Genomic DNA, 1,972 nt, shown 5'->3' with positions numbered 1-1,972 from the left:
CCGGAACCCTCCGGCGGGGCCCGGGGCGCGAAAGGCTCTGGACCAAGTGTCCGATCCGGACGTACAGTCCAGGCATGTCCTCGGAAAACCCCGACCCCCGCGTGCGGACCTGGTCCCCGGTCTGCCGCGCGGTGGCCCTGCTGCTCGGCCCGTACGCCGAGGTCGTGTTGCACGACACCGCCACCGACCGGGTCCTCGCCGTCTGGAACCCGATGACCCCCCGGGCCCCCGGCGACCCGTCACTGCTCGGCGAACTCGACGGGATCGACCCCTCCGCCCCCGACGTCTACGGCCCGTACGCGAAGCTGCTGCCCGACGGACGCCGGCTCTCCTCCGTCAGCGCCGTACTGCGCGACGACGACGGGAAGCCCACCGCGGTGCTCTGCGTCAACCTCGACCGCGGCCCGCTGGAGCAGGCCGCCGCCCTGCTGGCCGGCTTCGCCGCCCCCACCGCGCCGCGCCCCGAACCGCTCTTCGAGCGCGACTGGACCGAGCGGATCAACGACGTGGTCGGCGGGTACGTCCGCGCCCAGGGCCGCCCGCTGGAGCGCTTCACCCGCGAGGACCGGCTCGCCGTCCTGGGCGAACTCGACCGGGCGGGCGTGTTCGCCGTCCGGCGCGCCGTCCCCGTCGTCGCCACCGCGCTGCGGATCTCCCGCTCCAGCGCCTACAGCCTGCTCGCCGAGCTCAAGCAGCACCCCGCGGGCCCCGGCGAGGAGGACCACCAGTGACCCGGCTCCCCGACTTCCGGCTCGAAACCCACTTCTCGCGCTGGGAGTTCACCGCCCGCCACCACCTCACCGCCTCCGACGCGCAGACCATGACGATGGCCGAGCTGCTCGCCCTGGCGGGCCCCGAGGACCGCGAGGCCTGGGACACCCTGGCCCTCGGCTACACCGAGACCTTCGGCGACCCCGGGCTGCGCCGCGCCGTCGCCGGGATGTACGAGCGGGTCGGCGAGGACGACGTGATCTGCTTCGGCGGCGCCCAGGAGGGGCTCAACCTCGCCATGCAGGTCCTGCTCGAACCGGGCGACCACGCGGTGGTGCTGACCCCGAACTACCAGTCCGCCGAGACCGTCCCGCTCTCGCTCTGCGAGGTCACCGGCGTCGCGCTGGACCCGGAGCGGGACTGGGCGCTGGACCTGGACGCGGTCGAGGCGGCGCTGCGGCCGAACACCAGGGTGCTGTCGGTCAACTTCCCGAACAACCCGACCGGCACGGTGATCGACGCCGCCGACTTCGTCCGGCTGGCCGAGCTCTGCGACGAGCGCGGCATCCGGCTGTTCTCGGACGAGGTCTACCGCGGCCTGGAGCGCGACCCGGCCCGCGCCCTGCCGCAGGCCGCCGACCTCTCCGAGCGGGCCCTCTCGCTCAACGTGACCTCCAAGTCGCTCGGCCTGCCTGGCCTGCGGATCGGCTGGATCGCCTGCCGGGACCAGGAGCTGCGCTCGCGCCTGGAGCGGGCCAAGCACTACACCACGATCTGCAACTCGGCGCCGAGCGAGGTGCTGGCCCGGATCGCGATCACCGCTCGCGACCGCATCCTGGCCCGCAACCGCGCGATCATCGCCGGGAACCTGCCGCTGTTCGACGCCTTCTTCGCCGAGTTCGCCGACCTCTTCGAGTGGCGCGCGCCGGACGGCGGCTGCGTGGCCTTCCCGCGCTACCTGGGCCCGGACGGCGTGGAGGAGTTCTGCACCGCGCTGGTCGAGCAGGCGGGCGTGCTGCTGCTGCCCGCCGGGATCTTCCGCTCGGAGCTGACCCCGACCCCGGCCGACCGGTTCCGGATCGGCCTCGGCCGCCGCGACCCGGGCCCGGGCCTGGCGGCCTTCGCCGACTGGCTCCGCAAGCGCTGAGCGGTGCTCCCCGCGCTGAGCGGTGCTCCCCATGCTGAGCGGCGCTCGCGGTACTGAGCGGCGTCTCCGTACGGCGAAACGGCCGGGGCGCCGGCCACCGAGGGGAGTCGGTGC

At 74.2% G+C, this 1,972-nt stretch carries 2 protein-coding genes; both read left to right on the top strand.

All coding sequences use genetic code 11. The annotated features are described in order from the left end of the window. Positions 1-74: 74 nt before the first annotated feature. Positions 75-731: a transcriptional regulator gene (locus ACFRQN_RS40695; RefSeq protein WP_049652446.1), complete on the top strand. Its 657-nt coding sequence runs from the start codon at positions 75-77 to the stop codon at positions 729-731. Further along, the gene (locus ACFRQN_RS40690) at positions 728-1,858 is read left to right on the top strand and encodes an aminotransferase class I/II-fold pyridoxal phosphate-dependent enzyme (protein ID WP_380745673.1); all 1,131 of its coding nucleotides are present in this window, start codon (positions 728-730) and stop codon (positions 1,856-1,858) included. Before ACFRQN_RS40695 ends, ACFRQN_RS40690 begins: the two co-directional genes overlap by 4 nt. Positions 1,859-1,972: the final 114 nt, after the last annotated feature.

The sequence above is a fragment of the Kitasatospora sp. NPDC056800 genome (assembly GCF_042789775.1).
Lineage (GTDB): Bacteria > Actinomycetota > Actinomycetes > Streptomycetales > Streptomycetaceae > Kitasatospora.
This window is presented reverse-complemented; position numbering and strand designations above follow the sequence as displayed.